Raw genomic sequence first — 15,565 nt, 5'->3', positions numbered from 1 at the left:
TTTTCCTCACTGAGTAGCAAGCCAGCGCAGCAACCGCTGCGAAAATGCATCCAGGCTTTCCAGTAGCTCCTCACCCGAAACCGCAGGCTGCGGGCGTGTAATAACAATGCAGGGGATCCCCGCGTCCAGACACGGCTGAACTTTTTCCTGATAGCCGCCTTCCGCACCGGAGGCTTTGGTGATCATCACATCAGCGCGGCACTGTCGGTAGAAGGCGGCGTTGAACTCTGCGCTAAACGGCCCGCACATGGCGTAGATCTCGCCAACACCAAAACCGTTCTCGGCGCACTGCGCCATCACATCGGCAACCGGCAGCACTCGTGCCAGCAGGGTCTTCTCACCAAGCCCCGCACGCCAGAGTGCCAGGTCTTTACTGCCAGTGGTCAACAACACGCGCTGCCCGAGTCCGCGCGCGACTTTACAGGCTTCATCAATCGAGGCGACCTTGTGCAACAGGGGATGTTCCAGCTCCGGCAGTTGTTCGGGGCGCTGGTAACGGCTTAACAGCACATGTGCCTGCCGACAGGCCCCGGCAATGTTCTGGCTGACCACCTCGGCATAAGGGTGTGACGCATCCACCACCCAGCGGGTCTGGTTATCGGTAAGCCAGCGCAGCATGGCGTCAGGATCCATCCGCCCACAGCGCACCTCGCCGCGAATATCGCCCGCCAGATGCTGTCCGGTGGGGGTTGCCACCGACAGGGTGTAGCGCACCCCGGCGGCGTCGAGCTGCTGGCAAATGGCCCGCGCATCGCTGGTTCCGCCAATTACCAGTATGTCGCCTGGCCTCACAGCTCATAGCCTCGCGGTGTAATCATCAAGCCATCCGCTACGTAGGTGGCCTTATTGCCGACAATCACCAGGCTGGTCATGTCGACCGGTTCAAAGTCCATCTCGCCGAGGGTGGTTATCCACTTCTCTTCTTTTTTACGTCCGGCGGATTTCACAATCCCCACCGGGGTTTGCGGGCTTTTGCTGGCCGCCAGCAGTTCAAATGCGCGCGCAAGGTGCCCTTCGCGGCCTCGGCTACGCGGGTTGTAGAAGCAGATAACAAAGTCAGCTTCCCCGGCGGCGACAATCCGTTTTTCAATGACCGGCCACGGAGTCAGTAAGTCGCTCAGGCTGATATGGCAGAAGTCATGCATCAGCGGTGCGCCGAGTAGCGCCGCCGCGGCAATACTGGCGGTCATTCCGGGGATCAGACGCACTTCCACGTCCAGTTTCTGTTTACTGACCAGCTCAAGAACCAGCCCCGCCATACCGTAAATCCCGGCATCGCCGCTGCTGATAAGCGCCACGTTATGCCCGGCCTGCGCCAGTTCAATCGCCGCCTGGCAGCGCTCAATCTCTTTGCACATGCCGGTTTTGATCACCTGCTTGTCGCCCGTGAATGCTTTCACCAGATGGGTGTAGGTCTTGTACCCCACCACGATTTCCGCAGCCTGCAAGGCTTCGATCGCCTCCATGGTCATCATTGCCTGTGAGCCAGGGCCAATCCCGATAACGGTTAACATCAGTGTGAAACTCCCAAAGTAATAGTGACGCCCTGCTCACGCAGAGTCTCGCCAACCAGTTGCCCACGACTCATCAGCCAGGCTGCGGGTCCGGATACGCTTCCCACACCAGTGGTCTGACGCACAAAGTCAGAGGCAGGGAAACGATGCTCATGCTGACGCAGGGCATCAGCGGTAAAAATTTCAAACGGCACGCGCAGGCTTTCTGCCAGTTGCGTGAGCGCTTTCTCATGCTCTTTCAATGTGATGCTCCCTATCGCGCGCAATGCCAGCGGGTCGAATGCGTGTACCTGCAACTGTTGCTTAAGCAGCCCTGACACCACCGCAAACGGGGTATCGCGACGACAACCAATGCCTGCCACCACACGGCGGGGAACCAGTTTGTAGACCGGTACCGGGAGTTCAGGCAGCGCAGCGTGCACGGTCACGCAGATCAGTGCCGTCAGCTCGGGCAGACCATTGAGAGATGTCACCGGAATAAACCCGCGCGTGTCGCAGCGTTCGACTTCTTCACGCAAGGCGTCTTCACACCACAGGCCAATACGTTCGCCGCTGACCAGCCAGTGGTTGATTGTCTTTACTGCTGCACGCAGATCCTCCATGCGCGCATCCAGTTGACAGGCCAGCGTATCGAGCGCTGCCAGTTCGTTAACATCCGTTGCCGTGGTGATCACCGGGTCTGCGCCCAGCACGCCCGCAAGATAGCGGGCCAGCGCATTTGCCCCACCAAAATGGCCAGAAAGCAGGCTGATGACGTGCTGTCCGCGCTCATCGATAACAATCACCGCCGGGTCGCTGAATTTGTCATTCACCAACGGGGCCAGCACGCGTACGGCAATCCCCGTCGCGCCGATAAACACCAGCGCTGAGTGTTGGGTGAAGGCATCACGCAACGCAGGGGCAAAGCCGCCGTCGAAAGGAACAAACCCCTCTTCCAGCAATTTCTCACTGGTGTAGCAGGTCATAGGCAGCGCCAATTTCAGCCGGTTCGCCAGGGCAACACCGCCGGGCGTCAGGCAGAACAGCGCAATGGATTCAGGCTTTACGGTATTCATGGCTAAAGTCCGCCGCATAAAGACGTGAGTAGTGGTACTCCTCGCCAAGAAATGCGCCAACGAGGATCAGTGCGGTTTTACGAATACCGGCATCGCGCACTTTGTCAGCAATGTCCGCAAGGGTCCCGCGCACCGTCTGGCTTTCCGGCCAGGTGGCTTTATAAATGACTGCCACGGGCGTGGTTGCCGGATAACCACCCTCAATCAGACGCTCAGCAACGCGATTGATGCGTTGTACGGAGAGATAAATCGCCATTGAGGTCTGGTGGCTGGCAAAGGATTCCAGTTGTTCAAGTGGCGGGACCGGGGTACGTCCTTCGAGGCGAGTGATGATCAAACTCTGCGACACTTCCGGCACGGTGTATTCCACACCCAGCTCTGCCGCCGCCCCGAGGAAGGCACTCACGCCAGGAACGACCTTCCACTGAATACCACGCTCAGTCAGCACTTCTCCTTGTTCACGCACGGAGCCATAAAGGGAGACATCACCGGTTTGCAGGCGCACCACCACTTTTCCCGCTTTCACACCGGCTTCCATCAGGTCGATGATCTGCTCCAGGTGCAGTTCGGCGCTGTCGTGGCACTCGGCGCCCGGCGGGCAGTATTCGAGCAGCTCGGTATTAATAAGCGAGCCCGCGTAAATGACGACCTGTGCCTGCTGCAACAGGCGGTATCCTTTCAGGGTGATAAGCTCGCGGTCACCGGGGCCAGCACCGACAAACCAGACGGTTTGCGTATCAAATTGTTCAGCCATGAGACTCTTCCTTCTCGCAGGAAATCACAAAAACAGGGTTATTCGGTTTGAAGTAGTGGCCGCTGCCCAGCGCATGAAGAAGCGAAACCTGAATTTGCTGGCAGTCCAGCGCGGCGACCTCGCAGGTAGCGAGGTGGCTCAGCGCGCTGCTGAGGTTCTCCTGCAAAATAAAAGTCATCACCAGGCGTCCACCGGGGATCAGTTGGGCCAAAGACCAGTCAATCAGTTGGGTCAGGTTGCCACCGCTGCCGCCCATAAAGACCGCGTCAGCGGGCTGTTCGACAAATAACGGCGCCACGCCCGGGACAATGGTGATATTGCGACAGCCAAAGTGCTGGCAGTTCTCTTCCAGCAACCCCAGCGCCGCCGGATTGCGCTCAATGGCGGTCACCTGCAACTGCGGGTGGCAGACGGCAGCCTCAATCGAGACGCTGCCTGTGCCTGCGCCGATATCAATAAAATGGCGGGCAGCGGATAAGTTCAGCCGCGAGAGCGCCAGCGCGCGGACCACTTCTTTGGTCATCGGGACACTTTCACCGCGCAAAAACAGTTCATCTTTCATTGAGGATCACCACGACATTCATCTCATACTGCGCCTGGACATCACGGGCGGGCAGCCAGTGAATGCGTTCATTGTCCATCGCCAGATTTTCGCCAATCACCAGCCAGCGCTCTCCCGCACCGCGCGCCACCAGGGCCGCGGCAATTTCCCGCGGGCCACAGCGGGCATCAGTCACCATCGCGGTTTTAGGGGAGCGAGCCAGGGCGTCAAAATCCACATCGCGCCCGTGGGAGCTGGTCAGCCAGATATCATTCATATCGATGCCGGTCTTAGCGCACAGGTACTGCACAGCGCTGATGCCCGGAATAATGCGCACCTGTTCAATGCCGAACTCGGCCACCAGACGTTTGCCAATGCCGTAAAAAAGCGGATCGCCGGATGCCAGCACCACGACGCGCTGATGCATCCGCTGCGCAATCCAGCGTATTAATCCGGGGATGTCGGCATCCAGCGCACGACGTTCGCCAGCAAAATCAGGGAACTGCTCAAGATGGCGTTTACCGCCGACCAGGACATCCGCCTGCGCGACGGCATCCAGCGCCATGGGGGTCATTAAGGCCAGTGAGGCAGGCCCCATGCCTGCGACGGTCAACATTGCAAATCCTCCACAATGTCCTGGAACGGGCGGTTCGTGCCGAGGATGTGGTTATCAAACGAAAACATAATGGCGTCGCACTGGGGGGGATTTTTGGTAAAGCGCAGGTTCTGCATGACGCGCTGGCAGATACGCTGCGCCAGATGGTTGTACAGATGGCTGAATCCCGCCGCGTCGATGTACTCCATCGCCGCTTCGGTGGTGTCACACTCGCTGACTTTTTGCAGCAACTCATGGGGTGCGCCAAGCAGCGCCAGATGCGCCACCAGCGTTTCCATGCGCGCATCGGCGATATGGCTGTGGGTGTGGAAAATCCCGGCGGCGATTTTTACCAGCTTGCCCGGATGACCAATCAACACAATTTGCCGGTAACCGAGGCGAACAGCCTCTTCAATCATGTAGCCCACGAAGTTGCTCATGGTGACTACGATGTCGCTGGAAAGCCCCATTTGCTCGCGGACAAAGCGCTCCCCGTGATTGCCTGGCACCAGTACGACCTGCTCCAGCCCCGCTTCGCGTTTGATTTCCAGCTCCAGAGAAAGCGAGCGTTTCCAGCTCTCTTCAGACATCGGCGTGACGATACCCGTGGTGCCGATAATCGAGATACCGCCAAGTATGCCCAGCCGGCTGTTGTAGGTTTTTTGCGCCCGCGCTTCCCCTTCAGGCGCGAAAATTTCCACGTCGGCGCCACGCGAAGGACCAATCACTTCGCGTACGGCGGCTTCGATGGTCTGGCGCGGTGTGCGGTTAATGGCGGCGCTGCCAACCGGCAGGCCAATGCCTTTGCGGGTCACGGTGCCCACGCCTTCGCCGCCGGACAGCACAATCTCACCGCCATCATTCAGCGTGACACGCGCAAAAATCAGCATGCCGTGGGTGGCATCCACATCATCGCCGCCGTCTTTACGGATAGCGGCAATCCCTTGCTGGCCTTCAATATGCGGCGATTCAACGTTAAGACGCAGCGTGACGCCAGAGGGCGTGACAATCGACACCTGATGGATAATGTGCTGGCGCAGGACCATCAGTGCAGCGACTTTTGCCGCCGCCGTTGCACAGGAACCGGTGGTATAGCCTTTGCGTAGCGCTTTGCCGTTGTGCCACACCGGGGCGTCGAATGTCTCTTCGCTCATTGCGCCTCCCGCATGAAATATAAAAAGGCGTTAACGATCGCCGCAGCCACATTGCTGCCGCCTTTACGTCCCAGCGCGGCAATTCCCGGCAGCCCGCTTTCCACCAGCGCATCTTTCGATTCTGCCGCACCGACAAACCCGACCGGGACGCCAACCACGCCACACACCTGAGCGTTTTGCTCCAGTAAGCGGAACAGCGCGGTGGGGGCATTACCGAAGACGAAGATTTTTTCGCCCTCTTCGCTGAGCGCCAGATCCACCGCCGCCATCGAGCGGGTGATCCCCGCCTCTTTTGCTTTACGCACCACGCGCGGGTCGCTGATGTAGCACTTCACCTCGCCGCCAAATTTTGCCAGCAGGGTTTTGTTTATCCCGGAAAGGGCCATGGTGGTGTCGGTATAAAGCGTACAGCCGCTGCGAATCGCACTGCCGAGGCTTTCAAGGGCATCCGGGGAAAACCACAGGATGTCCAGCCAGTCGAAATCGGCGGTGGTGTGGATCACTCGTTTGATGATGGCTTCGTGCAGAGGGCTGGCAAAACGGTAATCAGGCCGCGTTTCGTGAATGATATCGCCAATAATGACAAAACTTTTGTCTTCAATGGCCTGGGGTTGCTGCAAATAATCCATTGTTTTCATCAGATTGCTGCTCCTGCGAGCGTAACATGCGTAAGCGCAAATACGGCCAGTGCCAGGGTGGAGGCTACCCACATAAGGCGTATGGTTTGCGTAATATCGTCAACGGTGATGGCGCGAGTCTCATCGCCAATCCAGGGTTTTTCGACGCGCTGGCCGAAGTAGTCATTTGGGCCGCCAAGCTGCACGCCAAGCGCACCTGCAACGGTGCCTTCCGGCCAGGCGCAGTTGGGGCTGCTGTGATTGCGGCGATCGCGCCAGCCGATACGCAATGCCCGTGCCGGGTTCAGGCGGCAAAACCAGGCGGCAACGCTCAGCAGTAGCCAGCTCAGGCGGGCCGGAATAAAGTTAGCCACGTCATCCAGACGCGCGCTCACCATGCCAATAGCACGATATTTTTCGTGTTTGTAGCCCACCATCGAATCGAGGGTATTTACCGCTTTGTAGGCCATCGCCAGCGGCGCGCCGCCCAGCAATAAAAAGAACAGCGGGGCAATAACGCCATCCACCGTATTTTCTGCCACGGTTTCCACGACCGCGCGGGTGATCTGCGGTGGCTGTAGCTGCGAGGTGTCGCGCCCGACTATCCAGGAGAGTTTCTCCCGGCTTTGGGCAAGCGTGCCGTGGCGCAAGGCATGCCCTACTTCCCGTGCCGCATCTGCCAGGCAACGCGCCGCCAGCAGGGTGTAGATCATCCACACCTCCACACACCAACCGAGCCACGGATGGATGGCTTGCGCGCAGGCCAGCACGCCATATGCCACACTCCAGGTCACACCCACGACCACCAGCCACATCACCCCACCACCAATACGCAAGGCGGTATCGGAATGGCAAACCCGGCGAACGGCACGCTGTGTCAGCGTGATCAGTGCGCCGATCCAGCGGACCGGATGCGGCCAGTGCGGAGGGTCACCCAACCATCGGTCAAGAAGCCATGCGGCAAACCAGGCAAGGATCGTCATAAGACACTCCTTGCAGCGGCAATCCAACGGCTCAACATGGTCGGGCGTTGCGCAAAATGGATGTGCAAATAGCTGGCGTAGGTGTTGCCCACCTGCCAGCCACCCTTCCACTGGGACAACATCCTGCCATCGCGGGTTTTTCGGCACTGCATGACCGCATCCTGCTCAGGAGTAAAATCGGAGTAGTGGAATTCATGGCCGCGCAGCGTCTCGCCTGCATCGGCAAGCAGCGTGGGCTGGCTGGCGGTGGCTTCACAATAGCCAAAGCGGGTCAGGCGTTTTCCCATCTCGCTGCCACCGGGTATCACCCCCACCATAGAATGAATGTCACCTGCGGCATCGCGAAGCGTAGAGCCGAGATACATCAGGCCGCCACACTCGGCGTAGATCGCCACACCACGCCGGTGCGCCGAACGGATAGCATCAAGCATGGACCTGTTAGCAGAAAGGGCGCGGGCGTAGAGTTCCGGGTAGCCGCCGCCGAGCCAGAGCATCTGGCATTCGGGCAATTCCGCGTCGTGCAGCGGACTAAAGCGCACTATCTTCACACCCGCATTGCGAAGCAGTTCTATGTTATCGGGGTAATAAAAGTTAAATGCCTCGTCATCGGCCAGCGCGAGCGTTATCCCCTCCCCTTCGTCACGCGCCGGTAAAGCAGGCCATTGCCCCTCGGGTAATGACGGGAGCGTGCTCAGAGAAATCAACTTATCGATATCCAGCGTTTGCGCGATGCGCCCGGCAAAATCACGCCAGGATTGGGAATCAATGACAGATTCACGTGCGGTGACCAGCCCCAGATGACGCTCCGGCAATGCCACTCCGGCAGTCACGGGCACATAGCCCAGTGCAGGAATGCCGCAATAGTGTTCGATAGCGTGTTTGAGCAACTGGTAATGGCTGTCGCTGTTGACGCGGTTAACAATAACACCCGCAATAGTGAGCGCCGGGTCGAAATGTTGAAAACCCATCACCGTGGCGGCGATTGAGGTCGACACCGCTTTTCCGTCGACCAGCAAGATGACCGGTACGCCAAGCTGTTTTGCCAGTGCGGCGCTGCTGCAATAATCAGGGTCAGTGCCATAGCCATCATAAAGGCCCATGACACCTTCAATCACGGCGATATCGGCGGCGTGCATTTGCTGGTTAAACAAGGCATTCAGCGTCGGGGCAGGCAGCATAAAGCTGTCAAGATTGCGGGATTCCACGCCCGTTACGGCGGTATGCCAGGCGGTATCGAGATAGTCCGGGCCGACTTTAAATGGCTGTACCCGCATACCGCGCTGCTGTAAAACGCGCAGCAGGCCGAGGGTGACGGTGGTTTTACCACAGCCACTTCCGGTACCGGCAAGGATAAAGGCGCGACGCCCGTCAGACATACCTTAAAGCCCCGTTCAGGGTGGAAAGGCTGTGTCAGGCTGTGCGTAGTCCCAGTCAATGACTGTACGCGTCTGAGCAACCGACTTCCCACCGAAGTTGTTGAGAGTAACCATCAGGCCGGTCTTCTGGCTTAGCGTCGTCCTCGCCCGTCCTTCCCAATCTTGCGATCAGTGGTGATTACGGGGTCGTCAGCATCACAGCAGCGGGGGCTGCGGGGGATTCTCACCCCCTTCCCAGCCGCGATAATTTGCGGCAAACCTGTTGGCTTCATTGTTCGTTTCACTCATACAGCATATTGCTGAAAAAGTGATTTTGCTCCTGACTGCAATCTATCGCATCAGGGAAATAAAAACTGGTTCAGTTTATCCCTGCATGGGCAATAATTTGTTGCGCTATAACAATTTATTGTCCGGCCTTTTCTCAAATCTCTTATTTTGACGGTCTTTCAGGCAATTTTATTGGTTTTAGGAATAACAAAATATTGTTATCGGAAATTTAATCGCCGTCATAGTTTGCATTATTCTGCAGGCGAAAAACTTGTGGCGTCACCTGATATGTCTGGCGAAATACTTTGCAGAAATAACTTGTTTGAGAAAACCCTAAATTGCGCGCGATGCTGGCGATACTCCAGTCACTGTGACACAGCATTTCTTTTGCGCTGGCCATACGCTGGCGATTGACCCAGGCATTAAAGCCAATTCCCTGATATTTTTTGAACAGCTTACTGAAATAGTACGGGCTAAGATAAACATGCGCCGCCACGTCTTCCAGGCGCAACTCATCAGAGAGATGGGCATCAATATAGCGCAACGCCTTCTTCATCTTACTGTCATGCGGCCCCTGATTTCGACTCGTTCGCCCCGCCTCCTGAGCCTGTTGCTGATCTTTGATGACAACGAAATTGAGCTGTTTTTTAAGGCAATTTTCGACTATCAGCTTAAGCAGATCGGCTGATGCAATGACCCGCGAGTAATCCATCTCAGGTACGTTCAGAAACTCATCCATCAGTTTCTGATCCGCCTGCCAGCGATCGTCAATATTAAGGATATTAATGAGTTCAACACTATCGCCTTCCCGCAAACGTACCTGCCCGCACAGTACAAACCCGACCAGGTGCCCGGCAATGACCAAAGGAATAGAAAAGTCGGTAAGTCCGGCATGGCAACGGTAGATGCAGGGTTGGTTGGATTTAGAGGCTTCGAAACCGCCACAACGATCGCTCATACGACACCGTGCACTGTGTTGCGGGTTCTGACGCATCAACTGACAAAATTGGGTGAAGTTGAAAAGCTCGGAAATTTCTTCGCCGTGGATATTAACGACAACAACGGCCAGACCGGTGGCTTGTGCAAAATCCTGGGCGATTTTATTAATGAGTTCGGAGTTTAGTGCACTCGCAGAAATCATGATAAAACCTCTCAGTTAATTTTAATTTATTGTTATAAACAAACCTATATTGTTTACACATCATTCATATTAAATGGCAATCAATAACACTGAATGACCATAGGCTGAATTCAAGATAACAAAAGTCTCCCATCCCTGGGAGACGATTTAGTGCGTTCGTGAAAGCAGATCACGAAATAAATAATTGCTGAACAGCAATTTCAAGACGCTATTTCGAAGAGGCGTCAGTTTTTGCTCTCTTCCAGCTTACAGGCATTGCAAGGGAGGTTTTTGCCAATCAAATAACGGTAGCAGGCTGCCCCTCCGCAAGCCCCAATAATGGGGGCAATAATCGGTACGAGGAAATACGGAATATCGCGGCCCCCCGTAAACGCAATGTTTCCCCACCCCGCGAAGAAAGTGAACAATTTCGGACCAAAATCACGCGCCGGGTTCATCGCAAATCCTGTTAATGGCCCGGTAGCCGCACCAATCACCGCCACAAGCACACCGATCAACAGCGGTGCTAAAGGACCACGTGGTACACCATTGCCATCATCGGTCAGCGCCATGATCATACACATCAAGATTGAGGTAATGATAATTTCCACCAGGCCCGCTTCCCAGATACTCAGCGCGGCAGCCGGATAAGTACTGAATAACGATGCCAGTTGCAGGCTCTCCACACTGCCTTTAACGATATGATGAGCGGTTTCATATTCAATGAACACGCTGTGATAGAGCAAATAGGCGACCGCGGCCCCACCGAACGCACCCGCAACTTGCGCCACAATGTACGGCACCACCTTACGTACAGGGAAGCAGGCAAACAGCCACAAGGCGATGGTAACCGCTGGGTTCAGGTGCGCACCAGACACTGCGGCGGTCAGATACACGGCCAGTGAAATGCCCAGCCCCCAGATAATGCAAATCTCCCATAGCCCCAGCGTAGCCCCGGCAACTTTCATGGCGCACAGACAGCCGATTCCGAAGAACAAGAACAGCCCTGTGCCTAAAAACTCGGCAATGCATTGTGCCTTAAGTGAATCATTCATTTGTGTCACCTTCCAGGTAGAGTCACGATCTCACCAGCACGCCTGAAGCTGGCAGCAGAGTACAACGCCGCTCACTATAGGAATGCGATATTGAAAAGTGTTGGCAACCTCAGGGTAAAAACGCCAAAAAAATCGCCTCTCAATAACAATATTTTGCCATTCAGACTAAATGAATATGGGGCTGAGCCCTAATTCACTCACTATTATTCGTCTTATTGAAATAACAAATTATTGTTATTTTTCGTGTGTCGTTTTACAGCATTGCTCACAGAATGATTTCGCCCGTGCAAATATCACATCGTTTTTATAAAGTCACTATCAAAAATGTAAATGTGAAATTAACATAGCAATATTTTGCCATGTTAATGCCAATAAAAAAACATTAAAAATCATATATATAATAATTATAAAAGCAATTATTTCACTTAATTAAACCAGGATGTTCCGAATGTAATTTAAAGACAGCCATTCTTTTTCCTCGCTTATTTGTATAGTCCAAAAATCGGGACAACCTTATCGAGGTCTTTATGCAACAAGAAGCATTAGGAATGGTGGAAACCAAAGGCTTAACGGCCGCAATTGAAGCCGCAGATGCAATGGTGAAATCCGCCAATGTCATGTTAGTGGGCTACGAGAAAATAGGTTCTGGCCTGGTGACAGTCATTGTTCGCGGCGACGTTGGCGCCGTGAAAGCAGCAACGGATGCAGGTGGTGCCGCAGCCGCTCAGGTGGGTGAAGTGAAAGCCGTACACGTCATCCCGCGTCCGCACACTGATGTTGAAAAAATCTTACCTAAGGGAATTAGCCAATGAGTAGCAATGACCTGGTGGAACAGATCATGGCTCAGGTGATCGCCAAAGTGTCTTCACCGACACCCGCGACCTCCCCCACTGTAACCCATCCCAAACGAGAGACGGCTATGGCAGAAAAAAGCTGCAGTTTAACGGAATTTGTTGGTACGGCGATTGGCGACACCGTTGGTCTGGTGATCGCGAACGTCGATAGCGCATTGCTTGATGCAATGAAGCTGGAAAAGCGCTACCGCTCAATCGGTATCCTCGGCGCACGTACTGGCGCAGGTCCGCACATCATGGCGGCAGATGAAGCCGTCAAAGCAACCAACACCGAAGTGATCAGCATCGAATTACCGCGTGATACCAAAGGCGGTGCGGGCCACGGCTCACTGATCCTGTTCGGCGGTAATGATGTCTCTGACGTCAAACGCGCCATCGAGGTTGCGCTGAAAGAACTCGACCGTACCTTCGGCGATGTTTATGCCAATGAAGCTGGCCACATCGAAATGCAATACACCGCTCGCGCCAGTTACGCGCTGGAAAAAGCGTTCGGCGCGCCGGTTGGCCGTGCCTGCGGCGTGATTGTTGGCGCTCCAGCCTCCGTCGGCGTGTTAATGGCCGATACGGCACTGAAATCTGCCAATGTGGAAGTGGTGGCGTATAGCTCCCCGGCAAAAGGCACCAGCTACAGCAACGAAGCCATATTGGTCATCTCCGGCGACTCCGGCGCTGTACGTCAGGCCGTCATTTCTGCCCGTGAAATCGGCAAAACCGTACTGGGCACAATGGGCTCTGAGCCGAAAAACGACCGTCCGTCCTACATCTGATAACAGAGAGGCTGTTTCATGAGATCGAAACGATTTGAAGCGCTGGCGAAACGCCCTGTTAACCAGGACGGCTTTGTGAAGGAGTGGATTGAAGAAGGCTTTATCGCAATGGAAAGCCCGAACGATCCCAAACCCTCTATTCGCATTGTCGACGGCGTGGTTACTGAACTGGACGGTAAACCCGCCAGTAAATTTGACCTGATTGACCACTTTATTGCCCGCTACGGTATCAACCTGAATCGCGCGGAAGAAGTGATGGCGATGGACTCTGTCAAGCTCGCCAACATGCTCTGCGATCCTAACGTTAAGCGCAGCGACATTGTGCCGCTCACCACCGCAATGACGCCGGCAAAAATCGTCGAAGTGGTGTCGCACATGAACGTGGTGGAAATGATGATGTCGATGCAGAAAATGCGCGCACGTCGTACCCCATCACAGCAGGCGCACGTCACTAACGTTAAAGACAACCCGGTGCAAATTGCCGCCGATGCCGCCGAAGGTGCGTTCCGTGGATTCGACGAACAGGAAACCACCGTCGCGGTCGCCCGTTATGCCCCCTTCAATGCCATCGCACTGTTGGTCGGTTCGCAGGTTGGTCGCCCTGGCGTATTGACCCAATGCTCACTGGAAGAAGCAACCGAACTGAAACTGGGGATGCTCGGCCACACCTGCTATGCGGAAACCATCTCCGTTTATGGTACTGAGCCTGTGTTTACCGACGGCGATGATACTCCGTGGTCAAAAGGTTTCCTGGCATCTTCCTACGCCTCGCGTGGCCTGAAAATGCGCTTCACCTCCGGCTCCGGGTCAGAAGTTCAGATGGGTTATGCCGAAGGTAAATCCATGCTGTATCTGGAAGCACGCTGCATTTACATCACCAAAGCTGCCGGTGTTCAGGGTCTGCAAAACGGCTCGGTAAGCTGTGTGGGTGTGCCTTCCGCCGTGCCGTCAGGTATTCGCGCCATTCTTGCCGAAAACCTGATTTGTGCCGCCCTGGATCTGGAGTGCGCATCCAGTAATGACCAGACATTTACCCACTCGGATATGCGCCGTACCGCCCGCCTGCTAATGCAGTTCTTACCGGGTACGGACTTTATCTCCTCCGGTTATTCCGCTGTGCCGAACTACGACAACATGTTCGCAGGCTCCAACGAAGATGCGGAAGACTTTGACGATTACAACGTTATCCAGCGTGACCTGAAAGTTGACGGCGGTTTACGTCCGGTGCGTGAAGAAGATGTCATCGCCATTCGCAACAAAGCGGCTCGTGCTTTGCAAGCCGTCTTCGCAGGAATGGGATTACCCCCTATCACTGACGAAGAAGTGGAAGCGGCAACCTACGCCCACGGCTCAAAAGATATGCCAGAGCGCAATATCGTCGAAGACATCAAATTCGCCCAAGAAATCATCAATAAGAACCGTAACGGTCTCGAAGTGGTGAAAGCCCTGGCCCTGGGCGGCTTTAAAGATGTCGCGCAAGACATGCTGAACATTCAAAAAGCCAAACTGACCGGTGACTACCTGCATACCTCAGCCATCATCGTCGGCGACGGGCTGGTGCTCTCAGCGGTAAACGATGTAAACGACTATGCCGGTCCGGCAACAGGTTATCGCCTGCAAGGTGAACGCTGGGAAGAGATCAAAAATATCCCGGGCGCACTTGATCCGAACGAATTGGGCTAAGGGGTGAATGATGGAAATCAACGAAAAATTGCTGCGCCAGATCATCGAAGATGTGCTGGCAGAGATGCAAACCAGCGATAAAAAAGTCTCGTTTAGCGCCCAACCTGGCGGTACCGCAAAACCTGCAGCAACGGCTGAGGGCGGCTTTCTGACGGAAATTGGCGAAGCGAAACCCGGCACCCAACAGGATGAAGTGATCATCGCCGTTGGTCCTGCTTTCGGTCTTTCGCAAACCGTGAATATCGTCGGTTTACCGCACAAGAGCATCCTGCGCGAGGTGATTGCCGGTATTGAAGAAGAAGGCGTGAAAGCACGCGTGATTCGCTGCTTCAAATCGTCTGACGTGGCGTTCGTCGCCGTGGAAGGTAACCGTCTTAGCGGCTCGGGCATCTCTGTGGGTATCCAGTCAAAAGGCACAACGGTCATTCACCAACAAGGATTACCGCCGCTTTCTAACCTGGAACTTTTCCCGCAGGCACCTTTGCTGACGCTTGAAACCTATCGTCAGATTGGCAAAAACGCCGCGCAATACGCGAAACGCGAATCGCCGCAGCCTGTGCCGACACTGAACGATCAGATGGCGCGTCCGAAATATCAGGCCAAGTCCGCCATTCTGCATATCAAAGAGACCAAATACGTCGTGACCGGGAAAAACCCGCAAGAGCTGCGCGTTGCGCTTTAAAAGGACAACACCATGAATTCTGACGCAATTGAATCAATGGTTCGTGATGTGCTGAGCCGTATGAATAGCCTGCAGGGGGCAACCCCGGTAACGGCGCCAACCGCGCCATCAGGTGGCACCACGCACCAGGCCAAAGTTAGCGATTACCCGCTGGCGAATAAACATCCGGAGTGGGTGAAAACATCCACCAATAAAACCCTGGATGAGTTAACTCTGGAGAGTGTGCTGGACGGGAAAATCACCGCACAAGATATGCGTATCACCCCGGAAACCCTGCGTATCCAGGCGTCTATCGCCAAAGATGCTGGGCGTGACCGACTGGCTATGAACTTCGAGCGTGCGGCGGAACTGACCGCCGTACCGGATGACCGTATCCTGGAGATTTACAACGCACTGCGTCCCTACCGTTCAACCAAGCAAGAGTTGCTGGATATCGCAGAAGATCTGGAAAGCCACTACAAGGCCAAAATCTGCGCAGCATTTGTACGTGAAGCGGCAGCGCTTTACGTCGAACGCAAGAAACTCAAAGGCGACGATTAATCACAGGG

17 protein-coding genes and 1 riboswitch are annotated in these 15,565 nt (G+C 55.2%); of the genes, 5 read left to right on the top strand and 12 right to left on the bottom strand.

Annotated features, from left to right (window positions below; all coding sequences use genetic code 11):
• Nucleotides 1–6: 6 nt before the first annotated feature.
• The 12 genes from ACS0RQ_RS09675 to pduF form a co-directional block, all read right to left on the bottom strand.
• The gene (locus tag ACS0RQ_RS09675) at nt 7–792 is read right to left on the bottom strand and encodes a cobalt-precorrin-6A reductase (RefSeq protein ID WP_271850621.1); all 786 of its coding nucleotides are present in this window, start codon (nt 790–792) and stop codon (nt 7–9) included.
• On the bottom strand, nt 789–1,514 hold the full coding sequence (locus ACS0RQ_RS09670) for a precorrin-3B C(17)-methyltransferase (RefSeq protein ID WP_103278899.1): 726 nt from the start codon (nt 1,512–1,514) through the stop codon (nt 789–791). The genes ACS0RQ_RS09675 and ACS0RQ_RS09670 overlap by 4 nt, the downstream gene beginning before the upstream one ends.
• Nucleotides 1,514–2,569: a cobalt-precorrin 5A hydrolase gene (gene cbiG / locus ACS0RQ_RS09665; RefSeq protein WP_271850623.1), complete on the bottom strand. Its 1,056-nt coding sequence runs from the start codon at nt 2,567–2,569 to the stop codon at nt 1,514–1,516. Before cbiG ends, ACS0RQ_RS09670 begins: the two co-directional genes overlap by 1 nt.
• Nucleotides 2,550–3,323: a cobalt-precorrin-4 methyltransferase gene (locus ACS0RQ_RS09660; RefSeq protein WP_107224085.1), complete on the bottom strand. Its 774-nt coding sequence runs from the start codon at nt 3,321–3,323 to the stop codon at nt 2,550–2,552. Before ACS0RQ_RS09660 ends, cbiG begins: the two co-directional genes overlap by 20 nt.
• Nucleotides 3,316–3,885, bottom strand: coding sequence for a decarboxylating cobalt-precorrin-6B (C(15))-methyltransferase (locus ACS0RQ_RS09655; RefSeq protein ID WP_271850624.1), 570 nt, complete (start codon nt 3,883–3,885; stop codon nt 3,316–3,318). Before ACS0RQ_RS09655 ends, ACS0RQ_RS09660 begins: the two co-directional genes overlap by 8 nt.
• Entirely contained in the window at nt 3,875–4,480 is a 606-nt protein-coding gene (locus tag ACS0RQ_RS09650; protein WP_222556203.1) for a cobalt-precorrin-7 (C(5))-methyltransferase, read from the bottom strand. Before ACS0RQ_RS09650 ends, ACS0RQ_RS09655 begins: the two co-directional genes overlap by 11 nt.
• A complete protein-coding gene (cbiD, locus tag ACS0RQ_RS09645) occupies nt 4,474–5,613 on the bottom strand; it encodes a cobalt-precorrin-5B (C(1))-methyltransferase CbiD (RefSeq protein WP_271850625.1) in 1,140 nt (379 codons plus the stop codon). The genes ACS0RQ_RS09650 and cbiD overlap by 7 nt, the downstream gene beginning before the upstream one ends.
• Nucleotides 5,610–6,242 (bottom strand): cobalt-precorrin-8 methylmutase, encoded by a 633-nt coding sequence (locus tag ACS0RQ_RS09640; protein WP_271850667.1) that lies wholly within the window; start codon nt 6,240–6,242, stop codon nt 5,610–5,612. The genes cbiD and ACS0RQ_RS09640 overlap by 4 nt, the downstream gene beginning before the upstream one ends.
• A gap of 8 nt (nt 6,243–6,250) precedes the next feature.
• Nucleotides 6,251–7,213, bottom strand: a complete 963-nt coding sequence (gene cbiB / locus ACS0RQ_RS09635; RefSeq protein WP_271850626.1) for an adenosylcobinamide-phosphate synthase CbiB — start codon at nt 7,211–7,213, stop codon at nt 6,251–6,253.
• Nucleotides 7,210–8,589 carry a cobyrinic acid a,c-diamide synthase CobB gene (locus ACS0RQ_RS09630; RefSeq protein ID WP_271850627.1) on the bottom strand — a complete coding sequence of 460 codons (1,380 nt, stop codon included), beginning with the start codon at nt 8,587–8,589 and terminating at the stop codon, nt 7,210–7,212. The genes cbiB and ACS0RQ_RS09630 overlap by 4 nt, the downstream gene beginning before the upstream one ends.
• Before the next feature lie 99 nt (nt 8,590–8,688).
• Nucleotides 8,689–8,867, bottom strand: a riboswitch (cobalamin riboswitch).
• A 218-nt stretch (nt 8,868–9,085) separates the two neighbouring features.
• Complete coding sequence (gene pocR / locus ACS0RQ_RS09625) at nt 9,086–9,997, bottom strand: transcriptional regulator PocR (protein ID WP_271850628.1); 912 nt, start codon at nt 9,995–9,997, stop codon at nt 9,086–9,088.
• A gap of 224 nt (nt 9,998–10,221) precedes the next feature.
• The gene (pduF, locus tag ACS0RQ_RS09620) at nt 10,222–11,031 is read right to left on the bottom strand and encodes a propanediol diffusion facilitator PduF (protein ID WP_271850629.1); all 810 of its coding nucleotides are present in this window, start codon (nt 11,029–11,031) and stop codon (nt 10,222–10,224) included.
• 527 nt (nt 11,032–11,558) lie between these two features.
• On the opposite strand from pduF, the gene pduA reads away from it, so the two are divergent.
• The 5 genes from pduA to pduE are packed head-to-tail and all read left to right on the top strand — an operon-like array spanning nt 11,559 to nt 15,557.
• Nucleotides 11,559–11,843, top strand: a complete 285-nt coding sequence (gene pduA / locus ACS0RQ_RS09615; RefSeq protein ID WP_271850630.1) for a propanediol utilization microcompartment protein PduA — start codon at nt 11,559–11,561, stop codon at nt 11,841–11,843.
• The gene (gene pduB / locus ACS0RQ_RS09610) at nt 11,840–12,652 is read left to right on the top strand and encodes a propanediol utilization microcompartment protein PduB (RefSeq protein WP_071196325.1); all 813 of its coding nucleotides are present in this window, start codon (nt 11,840–11,842) and stop codon (nt 12,650–12,652) included. Before pduA ends, pduB begins: the two co-directional genes overlap by 4 nt.
• 18 nt (nt 12,653–12,670) lie before the next feature.
• The gene (gene pduC, locus ACS0RQ_RS09605; RefSeq protein WP_334633537.1) at nt 12,671–14,335 is read left to right on the top strand and encodes a propanediol dehydratase large subunit PduC; all 1,665 of its coding nucleotides are present in this window, start codon (nt 12,671–12,673) and stop codon (nt 14,333–14,335) included.
• Between the two features lie 10 nt (nt 14,336–14,345).
• Nucleotides 14,346–15,017, top strand: coding sequence for a propanediol/glycerol family dehydratase medium subunit (locus tag ACS0RQ_RS09600; RefSeq protein ID WP_041851907.1), 672 nt, complete (start codon nt 14,346–14,348; stop codon nt 15,015–15,017).
• A gap of 12 nt (nt 15,018–15,029) precedes the next feature.
• Nucleotides 15,030–15,557, top strand: a complete 528-nt coding sequence (pduE, locus tag ACS0RQ_RS09595) for a propanediol dehydratase small subunit PduE (RefSeq protein ID WP_132439144.1) — start codon at nt 15,030–15,032, stop codon at nt 15,555–15,557.
• Nucleotides 15,558–15,565 lie beyond the last annotated feature (8 nt).

The sequence above is a fragment of the Phytobacter diazotrophicus genome (genome assembly GCF_052061655.1).
Classification (GTDB): domain Bacteria; phylum Pseudomonadota; class Gammaproteobacteria; order Enterobacterales; family Enterobacteriaceae; genus Phytobacter; species Phytobacter diazotrophicus.
The sequence above is the reverse complement of the archived record's forward strand: the minus strand, read 5'-3'. Positions and strand labels throughout refer to the sequence as shown.